This is a genomic window from Rhodoplanes sp. P11 (genome assembly GCF_964266735.1).
GTDB classification, from domain to species: Bacteria; Pseudomonadota; Alphaproteobacteria; order Rhizobiales; family Xanthobacteraceae; genus Rhodoplanes; species Rhodoplanes serenus.
Map to the genome: position 1 here is coordinate 189985 of NZ_CAXWGY010000021.1, position 17328 is coordinate 207312.

At 69.1% G+C, this 17328-nt stretch carries 18 protein-coding genes and 1 tRNA gene; 7 read left to right on the forward strand and 12 right to left on the reverse strand.

Annotation, left to right across the window (positions count from 1 at the left end; genetic code table 11):
- Window positions 1–14: 14 nt before the first annotated feature.
- Window positions 15–851, reverse strand: a complete 837-nt coding sequence (modA, locus tag ACFQUV_RS23695; RefSeq protein WP_129608641.1) for a molybdate ABC transporter substrate-binding protein — start codon at window positions 849–851, stop codon at window positions 15–17.
- Window positions 852–1066: 215 nt separating this feature from the next.
- Here modA and ACFQUV_RS23700 point away from each other — a divergent pair.
- A tRNA-Thr gene (locus ACFQUV_RS23700) sits at window positions 1067–1142 on the forward strand.
- Window positions 1143–1319: 177 nt separating this feature from the next.
- Window positions 1320–2180 carry a formyltetrahydrofolate deformylase gene (purU, locus tag ACFQUV_RS23705; protein ID WP_111385384.1) on the forward strand — a complete coding sequence of 287 codons (861 nt, stop codon included), beginning with the start codon at window positions 1320–1322 and terminating at the stop codon, window positions 2178–2180.
- Between the two features lie 28 nt (window positions 2181–2208).
- Here the strand turns inward: purU and ACFQUV_RS23710 are convergent, their stop codons facing one another.
- The 8 genes from ACFQUV_RS23710 to soxY form a co-directional block, all read right to left on the reverse strand.
- Window positions 2209–3453 carry an NAD(P)/FAD-dependent oxidoreductase gene (locus ACFQUV_RS23710; protein ID WP_244601540.1) on the reverse strand — a complete coding sequence of 415 codons (1245 nt, stop codon included), beginning with the start codon at window positions 3451–3453 and terminating at the stop codon, window positions 2209–2211.
- Between the two features lie 227 nt (window positions 3454–3680).
- Window positions 3681–4949, reverse strand: coding sequence for an NAD(P)/FAD-dependent oxidoreductase (locus ACFQUV_RS23715; protein WP_129608643.1), 1269 nt, complete (start codon window positions 4947–4949; stop codon window positions 3681–3683).
- Between the two features lie 292 nt (window positions 4950–5241).
- Window positions 5242–5646, reverse strand: a complete 405-nt coding sequence (locus ACFQUV_RS23720) for a c-type cytochrome (RefSeq protein ID WP_244601537.1) — start codon at window positions 5644–5646, stop codon at window positions 5242–5244.
- Window positions 5643–6413 carry a c-type cytochrome gene (locus tag ACFQUV_RS23725; protein WP_129608644.1) on the reverse strand — a complete coding sequence of 257 codons (771 nt, stop codon included), beginning with the start codon at window positions 6411–6413 and terminating at the stop codon, window positions 5643–5645. Before ACFQUV_RS23725 ends, ACFQUV_RS23720 begins: the two co-directional genes overlap by 4 nt.
- On the reverse strand, window positions 6397–7698 hold the full coding sequence (soxC, locus tag ACFQUV_RS23730; RefSeq protein WP_129608645.1) for a sulfite dehydrogenase: 1302 nt from the start codon (window positions 7696–7698) through the stop codon (window positions 6397–6399). The genes ACFQUV_RS23725 and soxC overlap by 17 nt, the downstream gene beginning before the upstream one ends.
- Before the next feature lie 290 nt (window positions 7699–7988).
- Window positions 7989–9704, reverse strand: coding sequence for a thiosulfohydrolase SoxB (gene soxB, locus ACFQUV_RS23735; RefSeq protein WP_129608646.1), 1716 nt, complete (start codon window positions 9702–9704; stop codon window positions 7989–7991).
- A gap of 85 nt (window positions 9705–9789) precedes the next feature.
- Window positions 9790–10125: a thiosulfate oxidation carrier complex protein SoxZ gene (gene soxZ, locus ACFQUV_RS23740; protein ID WP_111384346.1), complete on the reverse strand. Its 336-nt coding sequence runs from the start codon at window positions 10123–10125 to the stop codon at window positions 9790–9792.
- Window positions 10126–10160: 35 nt separating this feature from the next.
- On the reverse strand, window positions 10161–10610 hold the full coding sequence (gene soxY / locus ACFQUV_RS23745) for a thiosulfate oxidation carrier protein SoxY (protein WP_129608673.1): 450 nt from the start codon (window positions 10608–10610) through the stop codon (window positions 10161–10163).
- Window positions 10611–10963: 353 nt separating this feature from the next.
- On the opposite strand from soxY, the gene soxA reads away from it, so the two are divergent.
- Together soxA and soxX are read left to right on the forward strand one after the other, a co-directional pair.
- Window positions 10964–11857: a sulfur oxidation c-type cytochrome SoxA gene (gene soxA, locus ACFQUV_RS23750; RefSeq protein WP_244601538.1), complete on the forward strand. Its 894-nt coding sequence runs from the start codon at window positions 10964–10966 to the stop codon at window positions 11855–11857.
- A gap of 9 nt (window positions 11858–11866) precedes the next feature.
- Complete coding sequence (gene soxX / locus ACFQUV_RS23755; RefSeq protein WP_129608647.1) at window positions 11867–12526, forward strand: sulfur oxidation c-type cytochrome SoxX; 660 nt, start codon at window positions 11867–11869, stop codon at window positions 12524–12526.
- Window positions 12527–12690: 164 nt separating this feature from the next.
- Here soxX and ACFQUV_RS23760 read toward each other — a convergent pair whose 3' ends face one another.
- The gene (locus ACFQUV_RS23760) at window positions 12691–13278 is read right to left on the reverse strand and encodes a thioredoxin family protein (RefSeq protein WP_129608648.1); all 588 of its coding nucleotides are present in this window, start codon (window positions 13276–13278) and stop codon (window positions 12691–12693) included.
- Between the two features lie 178 nt (window positions 13279–13456).
- Between ACFQUV_RS23760 and ACFQUV_RS23765 the strand changes: the two genes are divergently transcribed.
- Window positions 13457–14104 (forward strand): hypothetical protein, encoded by a 648-nt coding sequence (locus ACFQUV_RS23765; protein WP_129608649.1) that lies wholly within the window; start codon window positions 13457–13459, stop codon window positions 14102–14104.
- 23 nt (window positions 14105–14127) lie between these two features.
- Here ACFQUV_RS23765 and ACFQUV_RS23770 read toward each other — a convergent pair whose 3' ends face one another.
- Entirely contained in the window at window positions 14128–14865 is a 738-nt protein-coding gene (locus ACFQUV_RS23770; protein ID WP_129608650.1) for a cytochrome c biogenesis CcdA family protein, read from the reverse strand.
- Window positions 14866–15129: 264 nt separating this feature from the next.
- On the opposite strand from ACFQUV_RS23770, the gene ACFQUV_RS23775 reads away from it, so the two are divergent.
- The gene (locus tag ACFQUV_RS23775; protein ID WP_244601539.1) at window positions 15130–15483 is read left to right on the forward strand and encodes a thioredoxin family protein; all 354 of its coding nucleotides are present in this window, start codon (window positions 15130–15132) and stop codon (window positions 15481–15483) included.
- A 3-nt stretch (window positions 15484–15486) separates the two neighbouring features.
- Here ACFQUV_RS23775 and ACFQUV_RS23780 read toward each other — a convergent pair whose 3' ends face one another.
- Window positions 15487–16596 (reverse strand): YeeE/YedE family protein, encoded by a 1110-nt coding sequence (locus ACFQUV_RS23780; RefSeq protein WP_129608651.1) that lies wholly within the window; start codon window positions 16594–16596, stop codon window positions 15487–15489.
- 69 nt (window positions 16597–16665) lie between these two features.
- On the opposite strand from ACFQUV_RS23780, the gene ACFQUV_RS23785 reads away from it, so the two are divergent.
- Window positions 16666–17298 (forward strand): hypothetical protein, encoded by a 633-nt coding sequence (locus ACFQUV_RS23785; RefSeq protein ID WP_129608652.1) that lies wholly within the window; start codon window positions 16666–16668, stop codon window positions 17296–17298.
- The last annotated feature ends 30 nt before the right edge of the window (window positions 17299–17328 follow it).

Here is a 17328-nt window from a genome sequence, read left to right on the forward strand (position 1 = left end):
CTCGCGCGGGCGCCTCAGAGACCGCCCGCCGGGGTGAGCACCGTGAAGCCCTGCGCCTCGAACACGGCCCGGGCGGCCGGCTGCTTCAGGTAGGCCAGGAAACGGGCCGCACCGTCACCCTTGGCGGCGGCCGTGACGGCGAACGGGTAGACGATCGGCGGATGCGAATCGGCCGGGAAGGTCGCCACCACCTTGACGCGCGGCTCCACCTTGGCGTCGGTCTCGTAGACGATGCCGAGCGCCGCCTCGCCGCGCGCCACCAGCACCAGGGCGGCCCGCACGCTCTCGGCCTGGGCGAGCCGCGGCTCGGTCTCGGCCCACAGGCCGAGCTTCTCCAGCGCCGTCTTGGCGTACTTGCCGACCGGCACCGAGGCGACCGCCCCGGTGGCGAGCCGCCCGTCGCCGAGCGCGGCTCGCAGGCCCTCCGCGGTGAGCGGCACCGTGGCGACCTTGGTGTCGGCAGGGGCGACCAGCACCAGCCGGTTGCCCAAGAGGTTCACCCGGGTCGCCGGGTCGATCAGCTTGCGGGCCTCGGCCCAGTCCATCCAGTCGAGATCGGCGGAGACGAACAGCTCGGCCGGCGCCCCCTGCTCCATCTGGCGGGCGAGCGTCGAGGACGCCGCGAACGAGAAGCGCACCGGCACGGTGGTCTGTGCCGTGAAGCTCTTGGCGATGTCGGACAGCGCGTTCTGGAGCGAGGCGGCGGCGAACACGGTGACGGGCGCGGCCTCGCCGGCCGGGGCTCCGGGCGCGCCTGACGCCGGGGCGGGCGCCGGCTGCGCCATCGCCGGGATGGCGAGCGCGGCCGCCGTGAGGGTGACCGCCAGGGCGCGAAGGGCGGAGTGGATCATGGGGCCTTCTCCATTGTCGCAGGGGCGCCGGCCGGCCACCGGGCAGGCGATGCGGCGGGCCACGGCGACGCCCGAGCGCCTGCCTTGCTGTATCGTCATCGATATAGCTTTGCGGCCAGCGGCGGGTCAAGCGCACAGGGGCGCGCCACCTCGCCCACGGCGTGGCGTCGGCGCCGGCCGTTTGATATAGAGCAGGTTGCGCCGATGGCGCCGTCGCCGGGTTAGCTCAGCCGGTAGAGCACCTGATTTGTAATCAGGGGGTCGGGGGTTCGAATCCCTCACCCGGCACCACGCCCGCGTCTGCACCACGCCCGCGTCGGTACGGTCGCCCATCACCTCGCAACCGCCCGCCCCCGCCCGTTTCGCTGGCCACGGCCCGTGGATTTCGCTACCTCTCGGCGCCCGCCGCGGCGGGTGCCCTCGGCCGCCGAGACGTCCCGCGCCGCCCTTTCCGGACCAGCCTCTCCCATGACCACCAACACCTACGTCCTGTCGCTCTCTTGCGCCGACACCACCGGGATCGTCGCCGCGGTGACCGGCTATCTCTCCGGGCTCGGCATCTTCATCACCGAATCGGCGAATTTCGGCGACCCCGAGACCGGCGGCTTCTTCCAGCGCACCGTGTTCCGCACCACCCCCGGCCAGCCCTCCATCGCCGAGATCGAGGCGGGCTTCCGCGACATCGCCCACCGGTTCGGCATGCGCTACCGCTTCCACGACACCGCCGTGAAGCCGCGCGTGCTGATCATGGTGTCGAAGTTCGACCACTGCCTGAACGATCTCTTGTACCGCTATCGCACCGGCAGCCTGCCTATCGACATCCCGGCCGTGGTGTCGAACCATCCCGACCTCGCCCGCGTGGTCGAGTGGCACGGCATCCCGTATCACTTCCTGCCGGTCACCAAGGACACCAAGGCCGAGCAGGAGGCCGCCGTGCTGGAGATGGTCGAGCGCCTGCGCATCGACCTCGTGGTGCTGGCCCGCTACATGCAGGTGCTGTCGGACCACATGTGCAAGGCGCTGTCGTGGCGCTGCATCAACATCCACCACTCGTTCCTGCCGAGCTTCAAGGGCGCCCGCCCCTATCACCAGGCGCATGCGCGCGGCGTGAAGATCATCGGCGCCACCGCCCACTACGTGACCGCCGACCTCGACGAAGGCCCGATCATCGAGCAGGGCGTCGAGCGCATCGACCACACCTTCACGCCCGAGGACTTCGTCAGCATCGGCCGCGACATCGAGAGCGTGGTGCTGGCCCGCGCGGTGCAGTTCCACGTCGAGCACCGGGTGATCCCCAACGGCAGCAAGACGGTGGTGTTCAGGCGCTGACGCGCTCGTCGCTGACGCGGCGCACCGTTCAGCCGAAGATGTCGGTGGTCATGCCGCGATACCAGCCGACCGCCTCGCGGGCCTGCTTCTCACGCAGCTCCGGCGTCTCGTCGCGCTGCGACGTGTAGGGATCGAGCATGACGATCTTGCCGTCGCGCGGCTCGTAGCGGGCACCGTTCTTGATGGCGTCGTCGGGCGCGATGGTGCTCCAGCAGTGATTGGTGAAGCGCACCGGCAGCAGCCGCCCGCCGACCAGGTCGTGGCGGACGATCATCGCGGTGTTCTTGGCCTCGTTGTTGGCCGCGAAGCCCGACTTCGGGAAGTCGCCGCCGATCGCCGCGTCGCCGATGACGTGGATGTTCGGATCGATCCGTGACGCCATGGTGCCGGCATCGACCGGGCACCACCCGGTCTCGTCGGTGAGGCCGGCGTCGCGGCCGAGGCGGCCGGCGACCTGCGGCGGGATGACGTTGACGAGCGCCGCCTTGTGGGTCTCGAGGTCGGTCGTCACCGTCATGGCCTTGGAATCGATCGCCTTGATGCCGCCGTGCATCTGCGGGTCCTGCCACTCGATCACGCCGGGGTAGTGCCGCGCCCATCCGTCCTCGAACAGCGGCTGCATGGCGAAGTGATCCTTGGCGTCGAGGATGACGATGCGGGCGCCCTGCACGCCGCGCCGCTTCAGCGCCAGCGCCATCATGGAGGCGCGCTCGTAGGGCGCCGGCGGGCAGCGATAGGGCGCCGGCGGCGCCACGACGACGATCAGGCCGCCATCCGGCACCGCGTCGAGCTGGCGCTTCAGGAGCCGGAACTGGGCGCCGCCCGTCCAGGCATGCGGCATGGTCTCGGCCGCCGCTTCCGACCAGCCGGGCAGCGCGGTCCAGCGGAAGTCGATGCCGGGCGACAGGATCAGCCGGTCGTACGGGATGCGCGATCCGTCAGCGAGCCGCACCATGCGGGCGGAGCGCTCGATCTCGGTCACCCGCTCGAACACCAGCCGGACACCGCGGCCGGCGAGATTGTCGTAGCCGTATTCGAGCTGCTCGAACGGCTTGAGGCCGCCGAGGAACAGGTTCGAGGTGAACGGAGTGACGTAGGTGCGGTTGGCCTCGATCAGCGTGACGTCGAGATCGGCGCCGCCGGCGACCAGATACTTGGCCGCGGTGGCGCCGCCCGCGCCGCCGCCGACCACCACGACGCGCGGCCGCACCTGAGCCAGCGCCGGACTGGCGAGCGCCGAGGATGCGTGCGCGGGCCCCGGCGAGGTGGACACCGTGACGGCGGTGCCGGCGAGAGCGCCGGCCAGACCGCGCAGGACGTCGCGCCGATCGATCGCGTCACGCACGGCGTCGTCCGCTTCGGAGGTGCTTCGCGTCACGACGTGTTCCCCGGTCCGGCATCGTCGCCGGGCGGGTGCCCGGCGACACATCTGAACGCACGACTGCTTCGCTTCGATGATGGATGCGCGAGCCGTGCCGCGCATCACGATCGCGCCTCGTGTCAGGCAAAGATGTCCGCCACGATGCCCTTGTACCAGCCCATGTTCTCCTCGCTGGTCTGGCGCCGCACGTCCTTGTCCTCGCCGGTCTTGGAGACGAAGCCCTCGACCTCGGCGATGGCCCCGTCCTTGGGCTCGTAGCGGCCGCCGATCTTGACGGTGTCGTCGACCGCGATGACCGACCAGCAGGTGTTGGCGTAGCGGGCCGGGAAGACGCGGGAGCCGGTGAGCTCGCCACGCACCGCCAGCGCCACCACCTTGGCCTGGCTGTTGGCCGAGAATGCCGACTTCGGCATGGCGCCCGCGATCGCCGCGTCACCGAGCACGAAGATGTTGGGGTCCTGCGCCGACTTCATGGTGGCGGGATCGATCGGGCAATAGCCGGTGCCGTTGGCGAGCCCCGCGTCGCGGGCGATCTTGCCGGCCATCTGCTTGGGGATGACGTTGACGAGATCGGCCTTGATGGTCTCGAGGTCGGTGACGACGGTGCCGGTCTTGGGATCGACGCTCTTCAGGCCGCCGTGCATCTTCGGGTCCATCCACTCGACCATGCCCGGATAGTGCGCCTGCCAGCCCTCCTGGAACAGCGCCATCTTGGAGAAGCGGTCCTTGGGATCGACCACCACGATGCGCGACTTGCTGTGGCCCTTCTTCTTGAGGACGGCCGCCATGCAGGACACCCGCTCGTAGGGACCGGGCGGGCAGCGATAGGGATTCGGCGGCGCCACCATCACGATGGTCGCGCCGTCCTGGAGCGCGTCGAGCCGCGTCTTGAGAAGCTGCGTCTGCGGCCCCGGCTTCCAGGCGTGCGGCATCACCTCGGCCGCCTCCTCGGACCACCCCGGCACCGAGTCGAATGCGAGATCGATGCCGGGCGCCACCACCAGCCGATCGTAGTCCAGGGTCGATCCGTCGGCGAGCCGCACCTGCTTCTTGTCACGATCGATGGCGCTCGCGGCCTGGCGCACATGCTTCACGCCATAGGCATCGAGCTTGTAGTCGTGGGCGATCGAGTCCCAGCTTCGGAAATCACCGAGATAAAGGTTCGAGTGGAAGCAGGTGACGAACTTGGCGAGCGGCTCCACCAGCGTCACGTCGATGGCGCCGTTGGAATCCTTCGCGACGTACTTGGCCACGGTGGCGCCGGCCGGGCCGCCGCCGATGACCACGAGGCGCGGCTTGGCCTGGCCGCGCAGCACCGCCGGAAACGCGACGGCAGCGACGCCGGCGAGCGACGCGACGGAGAAAACACGACGGGTGACGGCAATCATGAGGTCCTCCCTGGACGCGCTGCGGACCGCGCCATCGCCCGAACGGTCGGGACATCACGGGTCCGTCGTCTCTGTGATCCGCTATCGGTGATCGAACTCTGCATTGATCATCATAACCATCGCCCAAGGCCGAACCACTCGTTTCGCGCGGCCCCGGACCAAATCGGGAGGTCCCCCCTCCCCGAATGTCACGGCCTCGACCGCGACACGACGACGCCACCGAATACGAGGCACCACACCGCCACCGACCCCGATCCGGCGCGGGCGCTCGGACCGGCGGCGGCGCGACGCCTCAGTCGGTGCGCGGCTTGAGGCTGCCGAAATAGGCCGCCAGCGCCGCGATCTCCTCGTCCGAGAACTTCACCGCGATGCTGCGCATCACCTGGTTCTCACGCTTCTTGTCGCGATACTCGCTCAGGATCTCGACGAAGCTCTCCTCCGGCCAGCCGACGATTGGCGGGATGCCGTCGTAACGCCCGCTGATCTGATGGCAGGTCACGCATTCCGACGACAGATACTGGCCGAGCTCGCGATCGCCTTTCACCGCCCCGGCGGCGCGGTCCGCCGCCACCACCGCCACCGGGCTCGCCGCCGCCGCGATCACGGCGACGGCCGTGACGGCGGCGAGCACGACGGACCCGGAGGCGGCAGCCACGGGGGCGGTGACCACGCGGGCGGAGAAGGCGAGCCGCGTCATTCGACCCGGGGTCCCTTGCCGTCCTCGGGAGTGACGTCGATGGATCGGGCCCGCCCGAGCACCGTCGGGGTTCCGGCCGCGCAGTTCGTCATGCACGGGTCCTTCTTCCAGAAGCTCTTCTCGGACACCTCGCGGTCGTCATCGAAGAAGTTCGCCTCGTTGGAGAGCCTGACGGTCGGAAAGGTCTTGTCCGACAGCTCCAGATCCTGATCCGTGATCACGTCGTTCAGATAGAGCACGTAGGCGACGATCGCATAGAGGTCGTCGCCCGACAACGATTGTGCGTTGCCGAACGGCATGGCGCGCCGCACGTAGTCGATCACGGTGGAGGCATACGGCCAGTAGGAGCCGATGGTCTTGACCGGGTCGTGGCTGGCCAGCGTGCCGGCGCCGCCGGCGAGCACCGGCCAGCGGCCGGCACTCTCGCCGAATTCGCCGTGACAGGAGGCGCACTGCTCGACGAACAGCGCCTCACCCTTGCGGGCCGTGCCCTTGCCGGGCGGCAGCCCCTGCCCGTCCGGCCGCACGTCGATGTCCCAGCCGGCGATCTCCTCCGGCTTGGCCTCGCGGCCGATGCCGTACTTCACCTTGGTGGCGGCCGGTGCGGCGGCCGGGCTCGCGGTTGTCTCCTTGGCGGCCGGCTTGCCGGGCGCCTCCTTGGCCGGCGGCTTGCCGCTCTGCGCCGAGGCGATCGTCACCACGGCCAGCGATCCGCCACCGATCAGGGCGACGGCCAGCAGGACGGCCAGCTCACGAAATCTCGACATTTTCCACCTCGCCCTCGGGCGACACGCGCCAGGTCTGGATGCCGTTGTTGTGGTAGACGGAGTTGACGCCGCGCACCTTGCGCAGCTCGCTCTTGGTCGGCTGCACGTAGCCGGTCTCGTCCATGGCGCGGGACTGGAGGAACAGCTCCCGGCCGTCCCAGTCGAATTCGGCGTAGAAGCGCACCAGCGACTTGTCGAGCACCGGCCCGTCGATGCGCGCGGTGCGCCAGTTGCGCCCGCCATCGAGCGACACGTCCACGCGGGCGACCTTGCCACGGCCCGACCAGGCGAGGCCGGACAGGATCGTGAAGCCCTTCTTGTGGCGGAGCGGCGCCTGCGGGCTCGGATTGGTGATCACCGACTTGGCGTCCATCACATAGGTGAAGCGGCGCGCCTTGCCGTTCTCCAGGAGGTCGGTGTACTTCGACGTCTCCTCGCGGTGGTGCCAGGGCTGATCGCCGATCTCGATGCGGCGCAGCCACTTGACCCACATGTTGGCCTCCCAGCCGGGCACGCAGATGCGGACCGGATAGCCGTTCTCGGGACGCAGACGCTCGCCGTTCATGCGGAACGCGATCAGGCAGTCGTCGAGCGCCTTCTGGAGCGGCAGCGAGCGCGTCATCGCGGCCGAGTCGGCGCCCTCCAGCAGCAGCCACTTGGCGTTGGGCTTGAGGCCCGCCTCGTCCAGCAGCACCTTCAGCGGCACGCCCGTGTACATGACGTTGTGGATCATGCCGTGGGTGAACTGACAGGCGTTCATCTGGGCGCCGCGCCACTCCATGCCGGAGTTGGCGGCGCATTCGGCGAAATAGATGCGGTTGGTGCGCGGCAGCCGCTCCAGGTCCTGGAGCGTGAACATCAGCGGCTTGTCGACGAGCCCATGCAGCATCAGCCGATAGTCGTTGGGATCGAGCTCGGCGATGCCGGAGTGGTGACGCTCGAAACACAGGCCGTTCGGCGTGATGATGCCATCCAGCTCGTGCAGCGGCGTGAACGACACCGAGCTCTCGCGCGAGGCGGTGAGCCATTCGACGTCGCGGCGGACCACATGCGCCTCGTGCTTCGACGGCTTGCCGTAGGGCCGCACCGCGACGCCGTCGCCCAGCACCTTCGACCAGTCCGCCACGTTGGGCGGCAAGTTCGCCGGGTTCCCACCTTCGGCCGCCCGCGCCACCTCGGTCGCGCCGGTCGCCCCGGCCACCGCGGCGCCGCCGAGCGCCAGCCCGCTGCCGAGGAGCGAGCGCCGTGATAGTCCGGCGTCGCGATCTCCGTTCTTTTTCAGCATTCCCGCTCTCCGGTCTCCAGTATGCATTTGTACGAGACGCTGGTCTCACCTCTCCCCGCGTGCGGGGAGAGGTCGGGGTTCGCGCCGGAGGCGCGCAGTCCCGGTGAGGGGGCGTCCCCGCGAGTCACTGCTTTGGGGATNCCCCCCCCCCCCCCCCCCCCCCCCCCCCCCCCCCCCCCCCCCCCCCCCCCTCCCCGCGAGTCACTGCTTTGGGGATACGCCCCCTCACCCCGACCCTCTCCCCGCACGCGGAGAGAGAGCGCAGCGCCGTGCCTCGAGGTACCGGAGTCTCAGGCCCCTACGATCTTCACGGTGGAGGCGCCGGTCGGCGCCACGGTCTTCTTGCGGCCCAGATGCGCGAACACGACGTCCCAGATCGCCGGCCCTTCGGTGCCCTCGTTGACGCTCGCCCAGCCGGCCACGGTGTAGTCCTTGTCGGCCGCCAGCGGCTGGCCCGTGCGGGTGAGCGTGAGATCGCCGATACGGCTGCCGATCGGCTTGCCGACGTCGATCGTGTAGGCGAGGCCACCGACCCGCACCATGTCACCCCCTTGCTGGAGATAGGGGTCGGGATTGAAGATGTTGTCGGCGACGTCCTCCAGGATCTCCTTGAGGCGCGCGCCCGTCATGGCCATGCGGTAGGCCGCCGGATAGGTCATCGCGGTCGCGTTGTAGACGTCCTCGCGGGTGATCGCCTGCCCCGGCAGCAGCGACGGACCCCAGCGGAAGCCCGGCGACAGCGCGATCTCGGCGTCGCGCTCGGCGATCAGCGCCTCGCAGATGACATCGTCGAGGGTGCCGTTGAAGTTGCCGCGGCGATAGAGCGTCGTCTCGGTGCGACCGACCTCCTCGGCCAGCATCTTGGCGTGCGGCGCGCGGTGCCTGGCGATGGTCGCCGCCATCGCGGCGTCGGGCTTGATCACGTCGGCGAGCACCGGGATCAGCCGGTAGCGGAAGTCCCGCACGGTCCCGTCCCGCACGTCGAGGTCGAGGCGCGACACGAACTTGCCGTGGCTGCCGGACGCGACCAGCAGCGTCTTGCCGATCTTCAGCGGCTCCGGCAGCGCATCGTGGGTGTGGCCGGTGAGAATCACGTCGAGGCCGCTCACCCGTCCGGCGAGCTTACGGTCGACGTCGAAGCCGTTGTGCGACAAGAGCACGACGAGCTGGGCGCCGCCGGCCCGCAGCTTGTCGACCTCGGCTTGCAGCTCCTTCTCGCGGATGCCGAACGACCAGTTCGGAATCATCCAGCGCGGGTTGGCGATCGGCGTGTAGGGCAGCGCCTGCCCGACGATGCCGATCTTGACGCCGCCGCGCTCGACCACCGTCGAGCCCTTGAACACCTCGTCCTGGAACTCGCTCTCGCGCACGTTCTGGCACAGGAACGGGAAGCCGAGGCTGTCGACGATCTCCTTGACGCGCGCCTCGCCGAGCGTGAACTCCCAGTGGGCCGTCATGGCGTCCGGCTTCAGCAGCGCCATGCAGTCGACCATGTCCTGGCCCTTGGTGGCGAGCGACGTCCACGAGTTCTGCCAGGTGTCGCCGCCGTCGAGCAGCACGACGCGGTCGCCCCGCTCGGCGCGGATCGCCTGCACGATGGTGGCGACGCGATCGAGCCCGCCGACACGCCCGTAGGTCTTGGCCAGCGCCTCGAAGTCGACATCGGCGAGCGCATAGGCGAGTGGGCTGCCGGCGGGAATCTTGTAGGATTCGAGCAGTGCCTTGCCGGTGACGTGAGGCGGCACACCCTTCGCCTCGCCCACCCCGAGATTGACGGTCGGCTCACGGAACCACACCGGCATGAGCTGCGCATGAATGTCGGTGACATGCACCAGCGTGACATTGCCGACCGGCTGGAACGCCAGCAGGTCCGCCTCGCTCACCCGCTGCTGGGCGAAGGCCCGCGTCCAGCCGCCCGGATCGAGGCCGGCAGCGGCGAGCGCAGCAGCCGTGGCCGCTCCGAATTGCAGCAGATCTCGTCGCGTCGCGTTTCGTCCCGTCGGCATGGGCGCGCGTCCTCCTTCGCCGGAGGCAGCCCCCCGGCGTCGCGTGTTCTGATTGTCGAATAGACCCGGTGAGGCGGGCGCGCCGTCAGCTCACCGTGATCTGGTCCTCGCCGACGATCTTGCTGCCGTCGTCGTCGATCCAGGTGAGAACGACCTTGCCGCTCTCCTCGGCCCGGAACTTGAACTGCATGTAGGGATTGGCCGAGACGGCGGGCTCCAGATCGCAGGCGAAGACCACCTTACCGTTCACCTCGCAGGTGAACTTGTTGATGATCTTGCGCGGAATGAGGTTGCCGTCCTTATCCTTGCGCTGACCCGACTCCATGATGTGGGAGACGAGCGCCTTGACCTCGACGAGGTCGCCCTTCTTGGCGTCCTTCTTGTCGAGACGGATGCGCGGCCGCGGCGCGGGAGTCGACATGGGATTCTCCTGAGGATTCGTCTGTCGGGTCCGGATCAGCCGCCGCAGCCGCCGATGGTGACCTTCACCTGCCGCGTGTCCATGAACAGCGAGCCGTCGTTCATCTTGGCGACGGCGATCACGTTCTGGGTCTCGGCGAGACGGATGCGGGTGGCCGCCTCGGCGACACCGGAGCGCGGCGAGAAGTGGAAGGTGGCGACGCCCGCCCGCGGATTCCCGTCGGCGACGATCAGCACGTCGGTGACGTGCGAGGCGTCCGTCATCGGGCTCTCCACCGAGAAGGCGAGCGGCACGGTGTTGCCGTTCTCGGCGATGTCGGGCAGATCGAGCCGGACCTTGCCCTTGGTCGGCGTCTTGCCGCCGGTGAACGCCTTGATCAGATCGTCCGAGTCGTTCTTGGCGAAGGCCGGCCGGGCGCTGCCGAAGGCCAGAACCGCCACCGCTCCGGCGGAGAGCGCGAGCGCCTCGCGTCGGCTCACAGTCATCGTCATCAGAAACCTCTCCTCCTGGACGGCGGTACGAAACAACCGCCGCGCTTGGGCTGTTCGAGAATGATCCGGCAAAGAGGGGAGCGTACCCCCGCGAGCGTCCTCCACATACATTCATTATTTTGAAAATCAGTAGCGAGTCCGCGCCTTCGACGCAATAGGCGAATGGGCGAAGAACAGTGCGTTTCTTGCTGCGATGCAGCAGAACGCGACCAAAACATCCTGTTCGGCGCTCCGAAACAGAAAATTGCTTTTCATTCGCCTTCGAGAATATAAGCTGGTCGAAGGTGGTCGTCAGCGTCAAGACCGGCACGAGCCGGCAGCCGCGCGATTGCTCGGTCGGAGGAAACATGATCCCAGGATGGAAGGCGCTGGCGCTCGCCGTGACGACGGCGGCGTCGATGACGATCTCGTCGCTCGTGAGCGCAGCGTTGACGAGCGCCGTGGCACAGCCCGCCGCGGCGCCCTCCGCCGGCGCACAGCCCGCCGGCGACGAGGACGCCGACAAGCTGCTCGAGAAGTACCGGGCGATGATCTCGGACCCGATGTCGAATCCCGGCTATCTGGCGGTCGACAGCGGCGAGGCGCTGTGGACGACGGCGCGCGGGCCGAAGAACGCGACGCTGGAGACCTGCGATCTCGGCAAGGGACCCGGCAAGCTCGACGGCGCCTATGCGGAGATGCCGCGCTGGTTCGCCGACGCCGGCCGGGTGATGGACGCCGAATCGCGGCTCCTGTGGTGCATGGAAACCATCCAGGGGCTCGACACCACGGCGCTGCGCAAGAAGCCGTTCGCCTCCTCGGGCGGCAACCCGGCGACCGAGATCGAGGCGCTGGTGGCGTTCGTCGCCAACAAGTCGAACGGCTTCAAGTACGCCGCCAAGATGGAGCATCCCAAGGAGCGCGAGGCGGTGGCGCTCGGCGAGGCGCTGTTCTACCGGCGCTCCAGCCTCAACGACTTCTCGTGCCAGACCTGCCACGGCCAGGAGGGCCAGCGCATCCGCCTCCAGAACCTGCCGTTCTTCGACACCGCCAAGGCCGCCCAGGCGACCATGGGGTCGTGGCCGACATACCGGGTATCGCAGGCGTCGCTGCGCACCATGCAGCACCGGATCTGGGATTGCTACTGGCAGATGCGCATGCCGGACGTCGGCTACGCCTCCGAGGTCACCGTGGCGCTCGCCGCCTACCTGACCAAGAAGGCCGAGGGCGGCGCCATCGAAGTGCCTTCCATCAAGCGCTGAGGACCCCCGATGCTCCGGATTCTGTGCGCGGCGACTGCCGCCTCCCTGCTGCTGTCGGCGCCGCTGGGCGCCACCGAGCCGAAGACCAGCGAGCCGAAGACCGACGCACGCGCCGAGGTGGCGCCCGGCATCAGCCGCGAGCGGCTGGAGCAGGCCGTCGCGGCGGCATGGAAGAACCTGCCACCCGACATGCAGGCGCGCGTCGTCCAGGACGAGACGATGCAGCTTTGTTCTCAGTATCGCAACAGCCCGCCGCCGGCCGTCGCCGATGCCATTCTGGCTCGCGAGAAGAAGAACGTGGCCTTTCCGGCCGATGGCAAGCTGATGGGCGACTGGAAGGCGGGTGAGAAGCTGGCACTGTCAGGCTTCGGCGGCCGCATGGGCGACAATCCCAAGCTCCCCAATGGCGGCAACTGCTACGCCTGCCACCAGCTCGCCCCGGCCGAGATCAGCTACGGCACCCTCGGTCCCAGCCTCACCGGCTACGGCAAGATCAAGGGCAACACGCCGGAGGCTCAGAAGGAGGTCTACGAGCGCGTCTACAATGCCCAGGCGGTGTTCGCCTGCTCGAACATGCCGCGCTTCGGGCACAACAAGTTCCTCACGGTTGAGCAGATCAAGGACGCGGTGGCGTTCCTGCTCGACCCGGCCTCACCCGTGAACAAATAACCCGTGAACAAATAAGACGGCGCGCCACGCCAACCTGGCGTAACGCCACCTCGTAGTCCGGGGTCGAGCCCGCGAGACCCCGGGGGCCTTCGCGATAATCCGCACGAACGCCCCCGGACGTCGCTGCGCTCCGTCCGGGCTACGATCGGCGCGGAGCGCGCCGCTCACGCTCCCTGGGCGCGCAGATAGTCGCGCAGCGTGCCCTTCTCGTACGCCTTCTCGGCGACGAAACGGAACAGGGCGACGAAGTGCTTCGGCTCCAGATAGCCCTGCGCCCGCGCCACCTCGCGGTCGCGCGGCTTCTTGGCCTTCATCGCCTCGGCGTCCTCGCCGAAGAACTGGAACGTCGGGGTGAAGCGCACGCCGTACTTCTCGGCAAGCCGCCGCTCGGTCAGCTTTTCGCCATCGAAGTCGACCACCGTGCGGTCGCCGGCGACATTGAGCTGCACCACCTCGAATCGCTCGCGGATGTAAGATGCGATCGTCGGATCGCCGAGGTTCTTGACGTGGGTTTCGTGGCAATAGGGGCAACCGCGCAGCTCCCACATCACGGCCAGGCGCTTGCCGTTCTGGGCCGCCAGCGAGACGTCGTCGGCGAGTTCGAGCAGGCTCTGGAGGAACCACTCGACATGCGGCAGTCCGTCCTCGCCGAGCTTCAGCCCTTCGGCGCGTGTGACACCCGAGACGGCCATCGCGGCCGGGGGCAGCGAGGCCGCAACCGCCGCGGTGATCAGCTTGCGACGTGACAGCATGGACGTTTCCCTCATGGTGTTTTCAGGAGACCTAGAGCATTTTCCGGCGAAGTGGAATCCGGTTCGCCGTCGAAAATGCGATCAAACAAGGACTTCCAGAGCGGGGGCCGATCCTGTTGGATCGGTTTCCGCTCTGGGCCGGGCGCACGGAGCCCGCAAGGCGCGACGCAGCACGGCGATGCTGGGCGGCGTGATGCTGGTCGCCGCGGCGCTCGTGCTCGCAGCAGCGCCGCTTCCGGCGCAGACCCGCACGGATGCCACCGACGCGACGGTGCTCGCGGATCGGCGACTCGCGGCCGGCTATCTGCGCACCGGCAATGCGGAGCTCGCCGCGCTGGCGCTGGAGCGTCTGGTCAAGGCACTCCCCGACGGGCCGCTGCGAGCACGCGCCGGCGCGGCGCTCGCGGCCGTCGACGCCGGTGACCTCACGGCGGCTGCCGACGAGACCGAGCGGCTCGCCGACGACATGGCCAAGGCCCGCCGCACCGCCGGCCGCCGGGTGTTCGCCGACTGCGTGCGCGACTTGTCCGCCGTCTATGCGGTGCTCGATGCCAGCCGAACCCAGGCACCCGATCTCACTCGGCCGGAGGTGCGGGCCGACATCGTCAAGGCTGCGGCGGCGACCGACGCCGCCTTCGCGTTGTGCGACGGCGAGGCGCCGGCCGACATCAAGGCCGATCCCGACTTCCGCCGTCTGGTCGACGGCAGCCGCGCGTCGCTCGCGCGCCTGCCCGACGCGGTCGCCACCACCGACCGCGACATGCTGCATCGCTTTCTCATCGAGCTGCGCGCCTTCGAGCAGCTCCTGCGCTTCCGCTTCGGGTGACGGCAGCGGCCGCGGCGGCTCGCTCATCCGATCCGCCCCAGCGCCGGAACGGCGTCGAGCAGCCAGCCGGCGATGTCGGCCATCGAGCCGGTGAAGATCAGCACGCCGGTGACGATCAGCAATACGCCGATCACCTTCTCGATGGTGCCGAGATGACGACGGAAGCGGCTCAGGAAGCCGAGAAACGGCCGCACGAACACCGCCGCGAGCAGGAAGGGCACACCGATGCCGGCCGCATAGGCGGCGAGCAGCGCGGCCCCCTGCCCGGCGGAATCCTCGGCCCCGGCGATCAGCAGGATGGAGGCCAGCACCGGGCCGACACAGGGCGTCCATCCGAACGCGAAGGCAAGCCCCAGCACATAGGCACCGACGAGGCTCACCGAGCGGCCGCCGAGCCCGAAGCGCGCCTCGCGATAGAGCAGCGGGATGCGCACGAGCCCGACGAAGTGCAGCCCGAGCACCGCGATGATCACGCCCGCTATTCGCGACAGCAGCGTCAGATGGTCCACCAGCAGGCTGCCGATGAGCGACGCGCTGGCGCCGAGCGCCACGAACACGGTGCCGAAGCCGGCCACGAAGGCGGCGGCCCGCACCAGCGCGCGGGCCGTCGTCCCGCGCGACGGCGTGTCGGCGGTCAGCTCGTCGAGCGACGAGCCGGCCAGCCAGGTCAGGTAGGGCGGCACCAGCGGCAGCACGCAGGGGCTCAAGAACGACAGGAGCCCGGCCAGCGCGGCCGCCGCCAGCCCGACATCGAGCGTCATCCGGCATTTCCTCCCGGCAGCGGCGGTGGCACGCCGCAGCCACATGTTATATTGGCTGCCGCCATGGTGGCGCAGCCGCCGCCACGATTGCAAACATAAACGGTTGCATACATATCCAATCGTGCATTCATGTCGTCGCGTCCGGCACGACGACGAGACCCGCCCGATGAGTCGCCCCGCATGACGCACCAGCCTCACCGCCGAACCGTCCTCGCCGTCCTGTGCGGCGCCGTCGTGAGGGGTGCGGTCGCGACAGGTGCCGTCGTGACGGGCGCCAGCGCGGCGGCGGCTGCGCCGGCCTCGGGTGCAGGCGGGCGGGTGCAGCTTCTCTATGTGCGCGAGGCCGGCTGCCCCTATTGCCGCGAGTGGGACCTCAAGATCGGCACGATCTATCACAAGACACCGGAGGCGCGGCGGGCGCCCCTGCGCGAGATCGAGAAGCGCGACGTGCCGGCCGCCGGGCTGCGGCTCGCACGGCCGGTCCGTTACACGCCGACCTTCGTGCTGCTGCTGGACGGCGCCGAGCTCGGCCGGATCGAGGGCTATCCGGGCGAGGATTTCTTCTGGGGCCGCCTGGACCGGCTCCTGGAGCAGCTTCCCGCCGACGTGACGCCGTGAGCGTCAGCCGGCCCGGCCTGACCCGGGCGAGGCCCCGGCGGCAGCGGCCACTTCGGCCGGCACCGCCGGCTCGCGGTCCATCAGCCAGTCGGTGACGCCGGCCGCGACCCAGATGCAGGCGAGCGTGACCCAGGCGGTGAGCGCGAAGATAGCGCCGCCCGACACCCCGGCGCCGACCGCGCAGCCCCCCGCCAGCATGCCGCCGAACCCCATCAGCACCGCGCCGACGATGTAGCGCCGCATCGAGTGGCCGTCGCGGAAGCCGAGGAGCTGGAACTCGCGGAACATGAGCGCGGCGGCGAGCGACCCGAGGAACACGCCCGGCACCAGGCCGATGTCGAAGTTCCACACCATGCGCGACTGGTCGAGCACGAACATCAGGGTGTCGGCGGACGGCCCCGTGAAGGTGATGCTGGTGATGCGGGTGGGCGCGAAGCTCGCCTGCGAGATCACGTAGGTGAGCAGCCAGCCGACCGCCACCATGCCGCCCACCCCGGAGGCCGTGAACCAGGTGCCGGCCGGCAGCCGGCTCCGGACCGCGTAGAAATACGCCGCGGCGCACCATACCAGGCCGATCGCGAGGGCGTGACCGTGGCCGACCCCGAGCACCACCAGGAGATCGCGGGCGCCGGCTCCATCGATCGTCCACCAACCCGTGATGGTCTCGCGCAGCGGCGCCAGCGCGCCGCGATAGGCCGACTGGGCCGCCACCGCCATCACCAGCCCGGAGAGCAGCGCCCGCAGGTTTCCGGTGGCGGAGAGCACCAGCAGCCGGCTGGCGCAGCCGCGCGTCATGATCATCCCGGCGCCGAACATCAGGCCGCCGATGATCGCCCCCGACAGGCTGCCGCGCTGGGCGAGCTGACGGGCCTCGGAGACGTCGAGCAGATCGAGCAGGATGAAGGCTTGCGTCCACACCACGGCGGTCGCGAAGGCCATCAGCCAGACCGCGACCTTCTGACCGACATGGCCATGGAAGAACTCGATCGACGCGGCCCGCAGGCAGAAGCGGCTGCGCTGGGCCGCGAAGCCGAACGCCGCGCCGACCGCGATGCCGCCGAGGGTCAGCACCGGCCCTTCGCCCAGCCGGTCGATGATCACCGTGGCATCCACGCGCCCTCTCCTCTTCGATCGAAGCCGCCGACCAACACATTCTAATATGACCAATAACGACACAGCACCTTGATCGAGCGCAACGAGGAGGCGGCGGTGTCGCACCGCCCTACCGGCGATCACGCGGCGCAGCCGCCGGCCCCGCTGGCGGGCGGCTCGGGAGTGGCTTCGTTCGCCCTCGTCACCATCGCCATCCGGTTGGTTCCGATCTTGAAAACGGCTGAAAGCGTGCGATGGTACCGCCCATCGTCGACCTTTCATTTGCCTGGCGGGACCGATCCGGTCCGTGCTTTCGTGATTTGCTGGAGTACGCCCATGACCTCCGACGACAAGCCGTCCGACAAGTCCTTCGACGACAAGGGCCTGCAACTCTTCGTCACCACCCGCGACAGCCGTGCCAAGGAGGTCGCCGCCGATGCGGTCGACGCAGAGCTCAAGGCGATGCTCGAGGTCGAATGGGCCCGCGTCAACGGCCTCGACATCGACAAGGTGCGAGCCTCGGCAACCGGAACCGACTCGACCTGCTCCCAGCAGCTCGCCTCCTCGCCGACCTTCTCGTCGACCCAGACCAAGCCGCCCCAGGGCGTCGGCATCGACGTCACCACCGATCAGACCACCGATGCCGGAAAGACCATCACGGTGACCGACGACATCAAGAACGACGATCCGGGCACCGGCGGCGTGATCGACATCCCGATCTGATCGGTCACGCGCCCGTCCGCGTCCGAGTCA